Source organism: Streptomyces sp. NPDC101152, from assembly GCF_044768275.1.
Classification (GTDB): domain Bacteria; phylum Actinomycetota; class Actinomycetes; order Streptomycetales; family Streptomycetaceae; genus Streptomyces.
In genome coordinates this window covers 80729-95392 of the sequence record NZ_JBIWPO010000005.1, presented here as the reverse complement: position 1 = coordinate 95392, position 14664 = coordinate 80729, and the positions used below count along the sequence as shown (strand labels likewise).

The window sequence follows — 14664 nt, the reverse complement described above, 5'->3', positions numbered from 1 at the left end:
CCGCGCCCCCGGGGCATCTGCCCGGAACGTCCCCCTACCCTGCGGTAATCCTGTCTGGCAGGCTTCGTTCATGACTGCGCGCGCCGCCGACCGGGCCCGGTACGACCGGGCCACCGCCCACCTCGACGCCCCCCTCGCCCTCGTGGACCTGGATGCCTTCGACGCGAACGCGGATGACCTCGTCCGACGGGCGCAGGGCAAGCCGGTCCGGGTGGCGAGCAAGTCCGTCCGCTGCCGGGCCCTGCTGGAAAGGGTGCTGGCTAAGGACGGGTTCGCGGGGATCATGTCCTTCACCCTGGCCGAGTCGCTGTGGCTGGCACGCAGCGGGTTCGAGGACGTGCTGCTCGCCTATCCCTCCGCCGACCGTGCCGCCTTCGCCGAGCTCGCCGCCGACCCCAAGCTCGCCGCCGCCGTCACCGTGATGGTCGACGACCCCGCGCAGCTGAGGCTCATCGACGAGGCCCGCGACGGCGGTCGTGAAATCATCCGTGTCTGCCTGGAGTTGGACACCGCGCTGAAGCTGTTCGGGGGGCGGGTACGGGTCGGGGCCCGCCGTTCGCCGTTGCACTCGCCCGCCCAGGTCGCGGACATGGCCCGCGCCGTGGCCCGCCGGCCCGGCTTCAGGGTCGTCGGGATCATGGCCTACGAGGGTCACATCGCCGGTGTCGGGGACGCCGTCGCGGGCCACCCGGTGCGCTCGCGCGCGGTACGGCTCATGCAGGCCACCGCCCGCCGGGAACTCGCCGAGCGACGCGGCGAGGTCGTGCGGGCGGTGCGGGCGGTCGTCCCCGATCTGGAGTTCGTGAACGGCGGCGGCACCGGCAGTGTGCAGCACACGGCCGCCGAGGACGCCGTGACCGAGATCGCCGCCGGGTCCGGGCTGTACGTGCCGCGGCTGTTCGACAACTACACCTCGTTCAGCGGGCGTCCGGCGGCACTGTTCGCGCAGCCCGTCGTACGGCGGCCGGGCGTCGGGGTGGTGACGGTGCTCGGGGGTGGGTACCCCGCTTCCGGTGCGCCGGGGCGGGACCGGCTCCCGGTGCCGTATCTGCCGGAGGGGCTGCGCTACGACCCCCAGGAAGGCGCCGGCGAGGTGCAGACCCCGCTGCTCGGCGCGCCCGCGGACGACCTGCTGATCGGCGACAAAGTGTGGTTCCGGCACGCCAAGGCCGGCGAGCTGTGCGAGCGCTTCGACGTGCTGCATCTCGTGGAGGGGGACGCGGTCACGGCGACCGTGCCCACCTACCGCGGGGAGGGTCACACCTTCCTCTGACCCGGGAGAGGGGCGTCGGTGAGGGCGGCCGCCAGGGTGGCGGCCGCTGCCAGGGGCCACGCGAGAAGCTGTCGCCCCACGCGTGGACCGTACCGATTCGCCCCTAGAGGGGCGTGACGTACGCGCCCGAGATCCCGCCGTCCACCAGGAAGTCGGTGGCGTTGACGAAGGAGGAGTCGTCGCTGGCCAGGAAGGCCACGGCGGCGGCGATCTCCTCGGCCTCGGCGAACCGGCCGACCGGGATGTGGACGAGGCGGCGCGCGGCGCGCTCGGGGTCCTTGGCGAACAGTTCCTGCAGAAGCGGGGTGTTGACCGGGCCCGGGCACAGGGCGTTGACCCGGATGCCCTCGCGGGCGAACTGCACGCCGAGTTCGCGGGACATGGCGAGGACACCGCCCTTGGAGGCCGTGTACGAGATCTGGGAGGTCGCCGCGCCCATGCGGGCCACGAAGGACGCCGTGTTGATGATGGAGCCCTTGCCCTGGCGCCGCATGTAGGGGATGGCGGCCTTGCAGCACAGGTAGACGGAGGTCAGGTTGACCTCCTGGACGCGCTTCCAGGCCTCGAGGCCGGTCTCCAGGATGGAGTCGTCGTCGGGCGGGGAGATGCCGGCGTTGTTGAAGGCGATGTCGACGCTGCCGTAGGTGTCGTACGCCGTCCTGAACAGCGCCTCCACCTGCTCGGGGTCGGTGACGTCGACCTTCACGAAGATCCCGCCGACCTCGTCGGCGGCGGCCTTGCCGCGGCCCTCGTCGACGTCGCCGCAGACGACGTGCGCACCCTCGGCGGCGAGCCGGCGCGCGGTGGCGAGGCCGATGCCGCTGCCGGCTCCGGTGATGACGGCGGTGCGGCCGACGAGCCGACGGCAGATGATGTCGGTGTCCTGAGAGGTCACTGTGCGGGGCCTTCCGTGCTGATGAAGACGTTCTTGGTTTCGGTGAAGGCGGTCAGGGCGTCGGGGCCCAGTTCGCGGCCCACTCCGGACTGCTTGAAGCCGCCGAAGGGCGTCGAGTAGCGCACGCTGGAGTGGGAGTTGACGGAGAGGTTGCCGGCCCGGACGCCCTGCGAGACGCGCAGGGCGCGGCCGACGTCGCGGGTCCAGATGGAGCCGGAGAGGCCGTAAGGCGTCTCGTTGGCGAGGCGGATCGCGTCCTGCTCGTCGGTGAAGGGCAGCAGGACGGCGACGGGGCCGAAGATCTCCTCGCGGGCGGCGGCCGAGTCGGGCCGTTCGCCGGTGAGGACGGTCGGCGGGAACCAGAAGCCGGGGCCCTCGGGCGCGCTGCCGCGCAGGGCGGGGGCGCTCTCGGGGACGTACCCCCGGACCCGGTCCAGTTGCCGGCGCGAGATCAGCGGGCCCATCTGGGTCTTCTCGTCGGCCGGGTCGCCCACCACGACGGCCGCGAGGGCGTCGGCGAGGAGGGCGGACACCTCCTCGTACACCGGCTCCTGGACCAGGATGCGGGTGCGGGCGCAGCAGTCCTGGCCGGAGTTGTCGAGGAAGGAGAAGGGGTCGACGGCGGCTGCGAGGTCGGCGTCGGCGAAGACGATGTTCGGGCTCTTGCCGCCGAGTTCGAGGGTGACACGCTTGAGCAGGGCGGAGCCCTTCGCCAGCACCTGTTTGCCGACGGCCGTCGACCCGGTGAAGACGATCTTCGCGACGCCCGGGTGCTCGACGAGTGCGTCGCCCGCGACCGGTCCGTGCCCGGGGAGCACCTGGAAGAGGCCTTCGGGCAGGCCCGCCTGCAGGGCGAGTTCGGCGAGGCGCAGGGCGGTCAGCGGGGTCGTCTCGGCGGGCTTGAGCAGGACGGCGTTGCCGGCCGCCAGCGCCGGGGCGGTGCCCCAGGCGGCGATCGGCATCGGGAAGTTCCAGGGCGCGATGACGCCCACGACACCCAGCGGCTCCAGGATGGTGACGTCGAGCCCGCCCGCCACCGGGATCTGCCGGCCCGTCAGGCGTTCCACTCCGCCGGCCGCGTACTCCAGCAGATCGCGCACGTTGCCCGCCTCCCAGCGGGCGTTGCCGATGGTGTGACCGGCCTCGCGGACCTCCAGCCGGGCCAGTTCCTCGAGGTGTTCGTCGACGGTGACCGCGAACCGGCGCAACAGCCGGGCCCGGTCGGCGGGCGGGAGCGCGGCCCACCGCGCCTGTGCCGCCGTCGCCCGTACGACGGCCGCGTCCACGTCGGCCGCGGTGGCCCCCGGGACGGTGGCGATGACCTCCTCGGTCGCGGGGTTCAGTACTTCGAGTTCGTACTCGGCAGACAAGAAGGGCCTCACAGGCGTTCGAAGGAGCGGCGCAGCTCCCAGTCGGTGACCACGGCGTCGAAGGCCTCCAGCTCGACGCGGGCCATGTTGCGGTAGTGGGCGACGACCTCGTCGCCGAAGGCGGCCCGGGCGATCGGGCTGTTCTCCCAGAGCTCGGCGGCCTCCCGCAGGGTGGTCGGAACGTGCTCGAACTCCGCGGTGTAGGCGTTGCCCGGGCAGGGCTCGGGCAGCTCCAGTTTCTGCTCGATGCCGTACAGCCCGGCCGCGACCAGTCCGGCGACGGCGAGGTGCGGGTTGACGTCACCGCCCGGCAGCCGGTTCTCGAAGCGCAGGGAACGGCCGTGGCCGACGACCCGGAGGGCGCAGGTGCGGTTGTCGTGGCCCCAGGCGACGGCGGTCGGGGCGAAGGAGCCCGGCTGGAACCGCTTGTAGGAGTTGATGTTGGGGGCGTACAGAAGGGAGAACTCGCGCAGGGCGGCGAGCTGTCCGGCGAGGAAGTGCCGCATCACGTCGGACATCCCGTCGGGACCGGCCATCGCGTTGTTGCCGGCCGCGTCCGCCAGGGACAGGTGGATGTGGCAGGAGTTGCCCTCGCGCTCGTTGTACTTGGCCATGAAGGTGATCGACACGCCCTCCTGGGCGGCGATCTCCTTGGTGCCGGTCTTGTAGATGGCGTGCTGGTCGCAGGTGCGCAGGGCGTCGTCGTAGCGGAAGGCGATCTCGTGCTGGCCCGGGTTGCATTCGCCCTTGGCGGACTCGACGGTCAGTCCCGCGCCCGCCATCTCGTTGCGGATGCGCCGCAGCAGCGGCTCGATCCGCCCGGTCCCCAGCACCGAGTAGTCGATGTTGTACTGGTTCGCCGGGGTCAGCCCCCGGTAGTTCGCGTCCCAGGCCTGCTCGTAGGTGTCCTTGAAGACGATGAACTCCAGCTCGGTGCCGACCTGGGCGGTGTAGCCGAGCTCGGCCAGCCGCTCCAGTTGGCGGCGCAGGATCTGGCGCGGGGCGGCGACCACGGGCGAGCCGTCGTTCCAGGCGAGGTCGGCGATGAGCATGGCCGTACCGGAGTTCCAGGGCACACGGCGCAGGGTGGACAGGTCGGGGTGCATGGCGAAGTCCCCGTAGCCGCGGTCCCAGGAGGACATCGCGTACCCGTCCACGGTGTTCATCTCGGTGTCGACGGCGAGGAGGTAGTTGCAGCCCTCGGTGCCGTGGTGGAGGACCTCGTCGAGGAAGAAGCGGGCGGCGAACCGCTTGCCCTGGAGGCGCCCTTGCATGTCGGGGAAGGCCAGGACGACAGTGTCGATCTCGCCGCTCGCGACGAGGGCGTGCAGCTCCTCGACGCTGAGCGGGGGTGTGCGGTCTGCCACGGGAGAGCTCCTTCGGCTGCTGCGCGTTTTTCCGACCGGGCCGGGAGCCATAAGGTATTGCGGAGAACCATTGCTTGGGAAGGGGGTGCGGCGTGTCGCCGGATCAGGACGGCAGCCTGGAGGACCGCTTGACGCCGGTGCTGCGGCCGGTGCGGGCGGGCAACGGCTTCGAGGAGGCACTGGAGCAGATCCTGCAGGTGGTACGGCTTGGCCTGGTGCCGGGCGGCGAACGGCTGCCCGCCGAGCGGGAGTTGGCGGAACGCCTGGGGATCAGCCGGGTCACGCTGCGCGAGGTGCTGAAGGTGCTGCAGGACCAGGGTCTGGTGGAGTCGCGGCGCGGGCGCTACGGCGGCACCTTCGTACTGCCCCGCCCGGACGCGGGCGGCGAGGACGAGCTGCGGCGGCGCAGCACCGAGGTCGACATCGAGGACGTCCTGCGCTTCCGGGAGGTCCTGGAGGTGGGCGCGGCGGGCCTGTGCGCGGCGCACGGCCTGTCCGACGAGCAGGCGGACCGGCTGCGCGAGGCGCTGGCCCGCACGCACGACGCGCCGCTCGCCGACTACCGCCGCCTGGACACGCTGCTGCACCTCACCCTGGCCGAACTGTGCGGCTCCCCCACCCTCACCGCCCAGTACGCGGCGGTGCGGGCCACGGTGAACGACCTGCTCGACTGCATCCCGCTCCTGGTCCGCAACCTCGAGCACTCGCAGCGCCAGCACATCGCCCTGGTGGAGGCGGTCCTGGACGGCGACGCGGACGGAGCACGGGAGATGATGCGCGAGCACTGCGCGGGCACGGCGGCGCTGCTCAGAGGCTTCCTGACCTGACCTTGCCCTGCACGCCCCCCTTCGGCAAAGGTATGCACGGGATCCATTTACTCCGGGTGGGAGGTCGCATGACAGCCAGACCGCTGATCGGCATCAGCACGTACCTGGAGGCCGGGGCGCGCTGGGGGGTCTGGGAGCTGGAGGCCGCGCTGCTGCCGGCGGGCTATCCGCGCCTGGTCCAGCGGGCCGGCGGCCTCGCCGCCATGCTGCCGCCGGACGATCCCGCACAGGCGGCGGCGACCGTCGCACGTCTCGACGGCCTGGTGATCGCCGGCGGCCCCGACGTCGAGCCGGCCCGCTACGGCGCCGAGCCGCACCCCCGCACCGGCCCGCCCGCCCGTGCCCGGGACGCCTGGGAGCTGGCGCTGATCGACGCCGCCCTGGCCGCCCGTGTCCCCCTGCTCGGCATCTGCCGGGGCATGCAACTCCTGAACGTCACCCTGGGCGGCACGCTGGTCCAGCACATCGAGGGCCACGCACAGGTACCCGGAGCCTTCGGCCACCATCCGGTGAAGCCGGTCCCGGGCACCCGGTACGCCGAGGTGGCCCCCGAGGAAACCTCCGTACCGACCTACCATCACCAGTCCGTCGACCGCCTGGGCACCGGCCTGCTCCCCTCGGCCTACGCGGAGGACGGCACGGTGGAGGCCGTGGAACTCCCGACCGAGGCGCCCTGGGCCCTGGGCGTGCAGTGGCACCCGGAGATGGGCGAGGACCTACGGGTCATGCAGGCCTTGGTCCAAGCAGCTGCCGGTGTATCCAGCCCGTCTGGGGGTCCCCCCTCTGGGGGAGTCTGAGGACGAGGCCCTTCGGGCCGATCGGGGTCCGGGGCGAAGCCCCGGGCGGGCCGAAGGGGCAGCAGCCCCTGGTGACGGGACGGGTAGGGGCGGCGGGGGCGAAAAACCTACCCCCGGGTCAGCGACAACAGATCCCGCGCCGGCCCGGCAGGCCGATGCCCGGTAGGCCACACCGCCCGCAACTCCCGCCCCAACCCGACCCCCTCCACCGGCACCCGCACCAACCGCCGCATCCCCAACTCCTCCCCCACGGCAAGCTCACTCAGCACCGCCGGCCCCGCCCCACTCACCGCGGCCGCCTTCACCGCCGTCGTCGAGGACAGCTCGATCAGCGGCCGAGCCAGCCCGCCCAGCGCGGCGTCCAGCACCTGCCGGGTCCCCGACCCCTTCTCCCGCAGGATCAACGGGGTCCGGGCCAGTTCGTCGGCCGCCACCGCGCGCCCCCGCCGCGCCCACGGGTGCCCGGGCGCCGTGACCACGATCAGCCGGTCATGGGCGACGACCGCCGAGTCCAGCCCGGCCGGCACACTCACCCCCTCCACGAACCCCAGATCCGCCTCCCCCGCCAGCAACCGCTCCGCCACCGCCGCGGAGTTCCCCGCCAGCAGCGACACCGCGGTGTCCGGCCGCCCCGCCCGCAGGGCGAGCAGCCACCCCGGCAACAGGTACTCCGCGATCGTCATGCTCGCCGCCACCCGCAGCCGTGAGTCCCGGCGGTCCCGCAGGGCCTGGGCACCCGCGTCGAAGGCCTCCGCCGCGTCCACGATCCGCCGCGCCCAGTCGGTCACCAGCGCACCGGCGTCGGTCAGCCGCGACCCGCGTGGCGACCGGTCCACCAGGGCCACCCCGAGCTGCCGCTCCATGGACCGGATCCGGCTGCTGGCCGCCGGCTGGGTGATCCCCACCTCTCGCGCGGCCGCCCCCAGACTCCCGAGCCGCGCCACGGCCAGCAACAGCTCCAGCGCCCCGAGATCGGGCACCCGATGGGCCAGCGACCCGCTGCTCGCCCCCGCCGACGCCCGCTGCTCCACCTCACCCATAATCCCAGCTTATGCCCTGACAGGGACATACCGCCCGCTCAGCGACCAGCCGCCCGCAAGGCCTCCCCCAGCACCCACGGCGCCTCGGCCAACGACGGCCCATACCAGGTCAGATGGCGTCCGCTGACCAGCGCGCAGGGCAGTCCGGGGAAGGCCTCGGGGCCGTCGTCGGCGGTGAAGCGGTAGGGCTCGTCGGGGAGGACGACGAGGTCGGGGGCGGCCGCCCGCAGCTCGTCGAGCGGGACGCGCGGATACCGCTCCCCGTGGTCCGTGTACAGATGGTCGACGCCGAGGCGGGCCAGGACGTCCCCCGCGAAGGTGTCCCGGCCCAGCACCATCCAGGGGCGGCGCCAGACCGGTACGACCGCCGTCCTCCGCTCCCGCGGTGCCGGCAGCGACGACCAGGCGTCCTCGGCCCGGGCCAGCCAGCTCGACCGGGAGGACGCACCGCACGCCTCCACCACTCGGGCCAGTTCCCGGAAGGCCTGCGGCACGTCCCGCACCTCGGTCACCAGGACTTCGACGCCCGCCTCGCGCAGGGCGGTCAGGTCGGGCTCGCGGTTCTCCTCCTCGTTGGCGATCACCAGGTCGGGCGCGAGGGCGAGAACGCGGTCCAACTTCGGGTTCTTTGTGCCACCGACGCGGGCGACGTCCAGGCCGGCGGGGTGCGAGCACCAGTCGGTGACGCCGACCAGGGCGCCCGGAGCGGACACCGCCACCGCTTCGGTCAGCGAGGGGACGAGCGAGACGATCCGTGGGAGCACTAGCGCGACCGGTCCCGGACCGCCTCGATGTGCTCGGCCACCGCGACGACGATCACACGGGTGTCGGACACGGTCGCCCGCCAGCGGTGGCGCACCCCGCCCGTGAGGTACAGGGTGTCGCCCCGGCCCAGCCGGTAGGCGCGGCCCTCCGCCTCGATCTCCACGGCGCCGTCGGCGACGTACATCAACTGGTCGTTGCGGTACTGGAATTCACGGCCCGGGTCATGGTCGCCGGTGAACTCGGAGGCGTGCATCTGGTGGTGCCCTCGCACCAGGGACCGCATCCGGGGTGCCGGCAGGGGTTCGGTGCCCTCGGCCCGTACGACGTCGACGCTGCACGCCGGGTCGGCTGCCGCGAGGAGTTCGACGGCCGTCGTCCGCAGCGCGTCGGCGACCTTCTCCAGGGACGTCCGGCTGGGGCGCGCCCTGTCGTTCTCGACCTGGCTCAGGAAGGGGACGGACAGGCCGCTGCGCTCGGCCACGACGGCGAGGGTGAGCTGCAGCGCACGGCGGCGACGGCGCACGGCCGCGCCGACTCGTAGGGGCTGTTCTTTGTGGTCGCCCATCGCTCCGGCTCCCTCCTTCGCTCGTCGGTGTTGCCTGAGGAGTTCTCTGCACCCTACGCAGGTTCGGCAAACCGTTTCATGCGCCCGTCACACACCCGTAAACAGCGTGTGGGGTCAATCCGCCAACTCTCGCCAGTAGACCAGTTCCTCTCGCTCACCGGGGGCGGATTCCTCCTTCGGGACGAAGACGCTGGCCGACGGGGCCGAACGGCTGTCCGGCGGACGCGACGGAGGGGCGAGGTCCGGCCGGCCGCGGCCTGTCGCCATCCGTCGCGTCCGGTGACGGGGGCGACCGCACGGCGTCAGGCCGGCCCTCGCTCAGCACGAGAGTCCCTCCTCTCGTTCCAATGCGTGCGCAGCCGCCCGTGTTCCCGGTCGCAGTGACGTTTTCGGGCGGCGATCAGGCATGTGATCAGGCGTTGTCCGGGTGGGGGTGAAGTTCCGCGTCGGGGCGCGGAGTTGGGACCGGTCCGGCGGCGGGCGGCCGTTTCGACAGCGCCGCCGGGCGCCCCGTGAAGTCCGGGGCGCCCGGCGGTGGGGCCCGACCGCGGCGGTGCTCGGAGCCCGCGCCACGCCCGGGCTTGGGTGAGGGCGTAGCGCTATGTGGTTGGCTGGATCCTTTTCGTGTGCGGAGGCCTTTATTGCGGGGTCATCCGGGCGACCATGTCCGGGTGGGCCTTCAGCCAGGCGGCCACCGCCTGCTCCTCGTGGCCCTTGCCGTACTGGTTGATCTCGGCCTCCAGGCTGCCGAGCTCGCCCTCGCTCATGTGGAACCCCTTGATCCACCTGGTGAGCTGCGGATACCGCTCGGGGAACCTGTCGTTAGTGATCGTCCGGATCGTGTTGCCCTCACCGAAGAGCTTCTTGTCGTCCTTCAGCTTGGTCAGGTCGTACCGGCTGTAGGCCCAGTGCGGCGACCACAGGACGACGGCGACCGGCTGCTTCTTCGCGTAGGCCCGCTTCAGCTCGGCGAGCATGGCCGGGGTGGAGCCGTCGACGACCTGGTACTCCTTGTCCAGGCCGTAGCCCGGCAGCACCTTGGTCTTGAGGAGGTTCATCTCGCCGGTGCCCGGCTCAATCCCGATGATCTTTCCGCCGAAGGTGCCCGCCTTCCCCTTCAGGTCCTCGTAGGACCTGACACCCTTGACGTAGGAGGGCACGGCGACCTCCAGCGAGGTCGGCCGGTACCAGGTGCCGAGGTCCTTGAGTCTGTCCTTGCTCTTGTCCCAGTAGTTCTTCTGCGCGTACGGCAACCAGGCGTCGAAGTTGACGTCGAGATCGCCGGAGGCGAGGCCGGTGTAGACGGGGCCCACGTCCATCTGCTTGAGGTCGAGCCGGTAGCCGCGCCGTTCGAGGACGTTCTTCCACAGGTACGTGACGGCGATGTCCTCGTCCCACGGGAACCAGGCCACGTTGACGGGCCTCTTGGTCTCGGCGGCGGCCTGGGTGCTCGGCACGGGGGCCAGCTTGTCGACGAGGCCCGGGTTCTGCTTCAGCCAGGCGCGCACGGCGTCCTGCTGTCTGCCCTTGCCCGCCTTGTTGATCTCGGCCTCGAGGCCGGTGAGCTGCTGCTCGCTCAGCCGGAAGTCCTTCAGCCACTTGGCGACCTCGGGATGGTCGCCCGCGAAGCCCTTGCGGGCGACCGTGTGCACGCCGTCGCCCGTGCCCCAGGCGCCCTTGGGGTCCTTGAGCTTCTTCAGCCGGTAGTCGCTGTACGCCCAGTGCGGCGACCAGAGAGTGACCACGATCGGCTGCTTGTGGCTGTACGCCCGCTTCAGTTCGGCCAGCATCGCGGGCGTGGAGCTGTCGACGACGCGGTACTCCTTGTCCAGGCCGTACGCCCCCAGCACCTTGTTCTTGAGCAGCGCCGTCTCCCCGGCGCTGGACTCGATGCCGGTGATCCTCCCGCCGAAGGTGGACGCCCTGCCCTTGAGGTCGGCGAGGGAGTCGATGCCCTTCATGTACGACGGCACGCTCAGCTCCAGCGAGGTCCGTGCGTACCAGGCGCCGAGGTCGTCGAGGCTGCCGCCGTACTTCTTCCAGTACTGCTCGTGGGTGGTGGGGAGCCAGGCGTCGGTCTGGAAGTCGACGTCGCCCGCGGCCAGGGAGGTGTAGAGCGGGCCGGCCTCGAACTGCTTGGCGTCCACCTGGAAGCCGCGTTGCTCGAGGATCTCCTTCCACAGGTAGGTGGAGGCGACGCCCTCGTCCCACGGGATGTAGCCGATGCTGATCTTCTTGCCCTGGCCGACGTCCTTGCCGTCGGCGACCGCGGTGGAGCCGCCGCCGTTTCCTCCGAAGACGCCCATGCCGCCCGCGACCAGCGCGAGGACGACGACACCGACCACGGCGATCTGCGGGCTGGGCCGGTACGACCAGATCCTCGGGCCCCGTGCGGCGCGGGCCTTGGCGGCGGCGCGGCGGCCGAGCGGGGAGACCTGGGTGCCCAGTGCGCCGGTCATGCGGTCGAGGTAGATCGCGAGGATGACGATGGCGACGCCCGCCTCCGAGCCGAGGCCGACGTCGAGCTGACCGATGGCCTCGTTGACGTCGCCGCCGAGGCCGCCGGTGCCGACCATGCCGGCGATCGCGGCCATGGACAGGCCGAGCATGATCACCTGGTTGACGCCGGCCATGACGGTCGGCAGCGCGAGCGGCAGCTGGACGCGCAACAGGGTGTCGCGGGGGGTGGTGCCGAACGCCTCGGCCGCCTCCACCAGTTCCCTGTCGACCTGGCGGATGCCCAGTTCGGTCATCCGGACGCCGGGGGCGAGCGCGAAGATCAGGGTGGCGACGATGCCGGCGGAGGCGCCGGTGCCGAAGAAGAGGATCGCCGGGATGAGGTAGATCATCGCGGGCAGCGTCTGCATGAAGTCCAGGACCGGCCGGACCAGGCCGCTGACCCGGTCGGAGCGGGCGGCCCAGATGCCGACGGGCACGGAGACGACCAGCGCGATGATCGTGGCGACGAGGACCAGCGACAGGGTCACCATCGCGTCGCCCCACAGTCCCAGGGAGTCGATGAACGCGAATCCCAGGAAGGTGAGGACACCGGCGAGCGTGCCGCGCAGCCAGAACGCGAGCACGGCGAGGATGCCGGCGAGGAGCAGCGGTTCGGGGGCCTGCAGGACGGCGTCGATGGCGTCGTAGGTGCCCGTGAAGACGGCCTTGAGGAAGTCGAAGAGCCACGACGCGTGGCCCAGCAGCCAGTCGACCGTGGAGTTGACCCAGTCGCCGAGCGGGATCCTAGGCACGGGCGACCTCCTTGTCGCCGAGACCGTCCCTCTCCCCGAGGAAGCCGACCAGGCGCCGTTGCGGGACCACTCCGACGACCTTGCGGTGGTCGTCGAGGACAGCGACGGGGTGCGTCAAGCGGGCGCTGATCGCGCACAGTTCGGTGAACGGCGTGTCGGGGCTGGCGGTGGTGCAGCCGCTCTCGCAGCCGCAGTCGGCCTCGTCGCCGCGCACGTCGGTGTCCATGACGGCCGAGGCGGTCAGCACGCGGGAGCGGTCGACGTCCTTGGTGAAGGAGGCGACGTAGTCGTCGGCGGGCCGGACGAGGATGTCCTCGGCGGTGCCGGTCTGCACGATGCGGCCGTCGCGCATCACTGCGATGCGGTCACCGAGGCGCATCGCCTCGTTGAGGTCGTGGGTGATGAAGACGATGGTCTTCTTCAGGGTGTGCTGCAGCTGGAGCAGTTGGTCCTGCATGTCCCGGCGGATCAGCGGGTCGAGGGCGCTGAAGGACTCGTCCATCAGCAGCAGGTCGGCGTCGGTCGCGAGGGCACGGGCGAGGCCGACGCGCTGCTGCATGCCGCCGGAGAGCTCGTCCGGCCAGGACTTCTCCCAGCCGGCCAGTCCGCACAGGGCCAGCGCCTCGCCGGCGCGCCGCTCGCGCTCGGCGCGGGGCACGCCCTGCACGGCCAGGCCGTAGGCGGCGTTCTCCAGCACGCTGCGGTGCGGGAAGAGCGCGAAGTGCTGGAAGACCATGCTGATCTTCCGTGCGCGGACCTCGCGCAGTTCCCGGGCGCCGAGCGCGGTCAGGTCCTGCCCGTCGAAGCGGACGTGTCCGGCGGTCGGCTCCAGCAGGCCGTTGAGCATCCGCAGCAGGGTGGACTTGCCCGAGCCGGACAGGCCCATGACCACGAAGATCTGGCCCGGCTCCACGGTGAAGGAGGCGTCGATGACGGCGGCGGTGGTGCCCTCGGCCCGGAGTTCCTCGCGGTCGGCGCCTTTGCGCAGCCGTTCCACCGTGTGGTCTGGTCGTCTGCCGAACACCTTGTAGAGCTGCTCGGCCTCAAGCCTGGAAGACACGCACGCGTACCTCTCGTCGGGGCAGGGGAGGCGGCGCCTGCCCTCGCGCGACCAGGTCAAACGCGATGGTGGCCCGGTTCACAGCGGGTGCGTAGGATCACCGCCGATGCTTCACATCGGTCTTGGGGGGACGACTGTGGAACGACCGGACGACACCGTCCCGTCCGCGGTGCGCTTCGCGACGGAGCTCGTGGCCTGGGTCGCGACGCCCTGGGCGCTGTGGTCGCACTCCTGGCTGCTCTCGCTGCTCTCGCTGGTGGTGCTGATCGGCCTGCCGGCGGTCTTCGCGACGCCGGGCGACAAGGACAAGGTGATCGTGGCGGTGCCCGGCTGGGTGACGATCGTGTTCGTGCTGCTGGAGCTGGGCTCGGCCGTGGCGTCGGCGTGGTGGCTGTGGCCGGTGTGGGCGGCCGTCCCGGTGACGCTCCTGGCGGCGACCGCGCTGGTCACCGAGCGTCCTCGCTGGCGTTGGCTGCTCGCCGGCGGGTGACTGTCGGTCCCGTGCGGCATGATGCGAGCGTGACCGGACGACTGATGCTTCTCGACACCGCCTCGCTCTACTTCCGCGCCTACTTCGGCGTCCCGGAGTCCGTGAAGGCCCCGGACGGGACGCCGGTGAACGCCGTGCGCGGGCTGCTGGAGTTCATCGACCGCCTGGTCAAGGACCACCGTCCCGACCACCTGGTGGCCTGCATGGACGCCGACTGGCGCCCGGCGTGGCGGGTCGAGCTCATCCCGTCCTACAAGGCGCACCGCGTCGCCGAGGAGCACGCGGCGGGCCCGGACGAGGAGGAGGTGCCGGACACGTTGTCGCCGCAGGTGCCGGTCATCGAGGCGGTCCTGGACGCGCTCGGTATCGCCCGCGTGGGCGTGGAGCCGTACGAGGCGGACGACGTGATCGGCACGTTCACGGCGCGGGCGAAGGGCCCCGTCGACATCGTCACCGGCGACCGGGACCTGTACCAGCTCGTGGACGACGCGCGAGGGGTGCGGGTGCTGTACCCGCTCAAGGGCGTGGGCACGCTGCAGCTGACCGACGAGGCGTGGCTGCGCGAGAAGTATGGGGTGGACGGGCCGGGGTACGCGGATCTGGCGCTGCTGCGCGGCGACCCGAGCGACGGGCTGCCGGGCGTGCCGGGCATCGGTGAGAAGACGGCCGCGAAATTGCTCGCCGAGTTCGGGGACCTGGCCGGCATCATGGCGGCGGTCGACGACCCGAGGGCGAAGCTCACGCCGTCGCAGCGCAAGCGGCTCGATGAGGCCCGGCCGTACGTCGCCGTCGCCCCGACGGTCGTCAAGGTCGCCGACGACGTGCCGCTGCCGGACGTCGACACGGCGCTGCCGCGCGCCCCGCGCGACCCGGCGGCACTGGAGGAACTGGCGGTGCGGTGGGGGCTTGGCGGGTCACTTCGGCGCCTGCTGGCCACTCTCGACGCGTGAACAGGCTGCTCGCT

The 14664-nt window shown here is 71.8% G+C and carries 13 protein-coding genes; 5 read left to right on the top strand and 8 right to left on the bottom strand.

Annotated elements, in window-relative coordinates; all coding sequences use genetic code 11:
• Positions 1–70 precede the first annotated feature (70 nt).
• Positions 71–1273, top strand: a complete 1203-nt coding sequence (locus tag ACIRVK_RS08450; RefSeq protein WP_404244671.1) for an amino acid deaminase/aldolase — start codon at positions 71–73, stop codon at positions 1271–1273.
• Positions 1274–1376: 103 nt separating this feature from the next.
• On the opposite strand, the gene ACIRVK_RS08445 is transcribed toward ACIRVK_RS08450, so the two are convergent.
• The 3 genes from ACIRVK_RS08445 to ACIRVK_RS08435 are packed head-to-tail and all read right to left on the bottom strand — an operon-like array spanning position 1377 to position 4905.
• Entirely contained in the window at positions 1377–2168 is a 792-nt protein-coding gene (locus tag ACIRVK_RS08445) for a 3-oxoacyl-ACP reductase (protein ID WP_404244670.1), read from the bottom strand.
• Positions 2165–3538, bottom strand: a complete 1374-nt coding sequence (locus ACIRVK_RS08440; protein WP_404244668.1) for an aldehyde dehydrogenase family protein — start codon at positions 3536–3538, stop codon at positions 2165–2167. The genes ACIRVK_RS08445 and ACIRVK_RS08440 overlap by 4 nt, the downstream gene beginning before the upstream one ends.
• A gap of 8 nt (positions 3539–3546) precedes the next feature.
• Positions 3547–4905 (bottom strand): glutamine synthetase family protein, encoded by a 1359-nt coding sequence (locus tag ACIRVK_RS08435; protein WP_404244667.1) that lies wholly within the window; start codon positions 4903–4905, stop codon positions 3547–3549.
• A gap of 92 nt (positions 4906–4997) precedes the next feature.
• On the opposite strand from ACIRVK_RS08435, the gene ACIRVK_RS08430 reads away from it, so the two are divergent.
• Both ACIRVK_RS08430 and ACIRVK_RS08425 read left to right on the top strand, forming a co-directional pair.
• Positions 4998–5732 (top strand): FadR/GntR family transcriptional regulator, encoded by a 735-nt coding sequence (locus ACIRVK_RS08430; RefSeq protein ID WP_404244666.1) that lies wholly within the window; start codon positions 4998–5000, stop codon positions 5730–5732.
• Between the two features lie 68 nt (positions 5733–5800).
• Positions 5801–6529: a gamma-glutamyl-gamma-aminobutyrate hydrolase family protein gene (locus ACIRVK_RS08425; protein ID WP_404244665.1), complete on the top strand. Its 729-nt coding sequence runs from the start codon at positions 5801–5803 to the stop codon at positions 6527–6529.
• Positions 6530–6636: 107 nt separating this feature from the next.
• Here ACIRVK_RS08425 and ACIRVK_RS08420 read toward each other — a convergent pair whose 3' ends face one another.
• From ACIRVK_RS08420 to ACIRVK_RS08400, 5 genes are all read right to left on the bottom strand, one after another.
• On the bottom strand, positions 6637–7569 hold the full coding sequence (locus tag ACIRVK_RS08420; RefSeq protein ID WP_404244664.1) for a LysR family transcriptional regulator: 933 nt from the start codon (positions 7567–7569) through the stop codon (positions 6637–6639).
• A gap of 38 nt (positions 7570–7607) precedes the next feature.
• Positions 7608–8333 carry a helical backbone metal receptor gene (locus ACIRVK_RS08415; RefSeq protein ID WP_404244663.1) on the bottom strand — a complete coding sequence of 242 codons (726 nt, stop codon included), beginning with the start codon at positions 8331–8333 and terminating at the stop codon, positions 7608–7610.
• Positions 8333–8899, bottom strand: a complete 567-nt coding sequence (locus ACIRVK_RS08410) for a helix-turn-helix domain-containing protein (RefSeq protein ID WP_404244662.1) — start codon at positions 8897–8899, stop codon at positions 8333–8335. The genes ACIRVK_RS08415 and ACIRVK_RS08410 overlap by 1 nt, the downstream gene beginning before the upstream one ends.
• Before the next feature lie 638 nt (positions 8900–9537).
• Complete coding sequence (locus tag ACIRVK_RS08405) at positions 9538–12150, bottom strand: ABC transporter permease/substrate binding protein (protein WP_404244661.1); 2613 nt, start codon at positions 12148–12150, stop codon at positions 9538–9540.
• The gene (locus ACIRVK_RS08400; RefSeq protein ID WP_404244660.1) at positions 12143–13210 is read right to left on the bottom strand and encodes a glycine betaine/L-proline ABC transporter ATP-binding protein; all 1068 of its coding nucleotides are present in this window, start codon (positions 13208–13210) and stop codon (positions 12143–12145) included. The genes ACIRVK_RS08405 and ACIRVK_RS08400 overlap by 8 nt, the downstream gene beginning before the upstream one ends.
• A 136-nt stretch (positions 13211–13346) precedes the next feature.
• On the opposite strand from ACIRVK_RS08400, the gene ACIRVK_RS08395 reads away from it, so the two are divergent.
• Positions 13347–13700: a hypothetical protein gene (locus ACIRVK_RS08395; RefSeq protein ID WP_404244659.1), complete on the top strand. Its 354-nt coding sequence runs from the start codon at positions 13347–13349 to the stop codon at positions 13698–13700.
• 44 nt (positions 13701–13744) lie between these two features.
• Positions 13745–14650, top strand: a complete 906-nt coding sequence (locus tag ACIRVK_RS08390; protein WP_404244931.1) for a 5'-3' exonuclease H3TH domain-containing protein — start codon at positions 13745–13747, stop codon at positions 14648–14650.
• Positions 14651–14664: the final 14 nt, after the last annotated feature.